Below are 1,190 nucleotides of genomic sequence, written 5' to 3'. Positions count from 1 at the left end.
ACGGGCTCACCCCGCGGCAGTATCACCAACGGTCGAAAGAGGACCAAATCCTGAACAGAGCTAACTCATAAGCGCGGACTCTAAGGGGAGCAGGTCACCCCGAAGGAGCGCTTTTTCGTTTTTTGCCAATAGCTTGTGGAGGTTTTGGCTCCGGCGGTAGGGATCGAACCTACGACCAATTGATTAACAGTATCGGGCAGGCGAACTATACGCAGCTCTATATTCCTACATGTAGCTATATTTGCTAACGATTTCAGTTGCTTGACTCGAACGATAAGCCCTAAGCAAATAGCTCGTAGCTATACCGCTGCCGCTTATGACTTGCTTATGAGGAGCCAAGACCATGCCCAAGCCGACCCCGAAACACCCGCCCGTGAAGCTCACCAAGGGCTACATCGACCGCATCAAGCCCGGTCCCAAGGATGAATTCCATTGGGACACCGACACCAAGGGGTTCGGCGTTCGCTGCACACCCACACGGAAGCTCACCTTCGTTGTCCAGGGGCGCCCGAACGCCGACAAGCCCGCTGCCCGCATCACCATCGGTCCCTATGGCGTGTTCACCGTCGATCAGGCGCGCGTCGCTGCCCGCGAATACTTGCTCGACATGGCCAAGGGTATCGACCCGCGCGCTGTGAAGAAGCAGGAGCGGGCCGAGGGGGTGACTCTGAAGGAGGTCTATGACAGCTACGTCAGCCGACCGGGCAAGCTCAAGGCGAGCACTCGCCAGTGGTATGAGTTCTATGTCACCAAGGTGTTCGCTGACTGGCAGCACCGCCCCGTGGTGGAGATCACCCGCGACATGGTGCGGGAGCGGCACGCCAAGATCATGGCCGAGGGACTACCGGGGAAGAAACGCAAGGGCGGGGCACCGGCCAGTGCCAACAGCGCCATGACCGGGCTGCGCATCCTGCTCAACTATGCCGCCGACGAGCACGAGCTTGCCGATGGCACGCCGTTGATCCCGGTCAATCCGGTTCGCGCGATGAAGCGCCACTGGGCACCGGCGGGGGACCGGAGCGAGTGGTATATTCCGTTCGACCGGGTCGGAGCGGTCTGGAACATGTGACCTGCCCCCGATAGTTCCTCCAGTTGATGCTAGAGTCCGACCTGACAGAAGGATCGGACCATGAAGCCATCGAAGTTCAACGAAGCGCAGATCATCGACATCCTGAGGGAGGCCGAGGCGG

Annotated in this window: 1 protein-coding gene; it reads left to right on the top strand. The window is 59.7% G+C overall.

Annotation, left to right across the window (positions count from 1 at the left end):
- The first annotated feature begins 343 nt into the window (after positions 1-343).
- Entirely contained in the window at positions 344-1,069 is a 726-nt protein-coding gene (locus KCI33_RS17840) for an Arm DNA-binding domain-containing protein (RefSeq protein WP_212526153.1), read from the top strand.
- The last annotated feature ends 121 nt before the right edge of the window (positions 1,070-1,190 follow it).

The sequence above is a fragment of the Actibacterium sp. MT2.3-13A genome (assembly GCF_018139985.1).
Taxonomy (GTDB): domain Bacteria; phylum Pseudomonadota; class Alphaproteobacteria; order Rhodobacterales; family Rhodobacteraceae; genus JAGSOU01.
The sequence above is the reverse complement of the archived record's forward strand: the minus strand, read 5'-3'. Positions and strand labels throughout refer to the sequence as shown.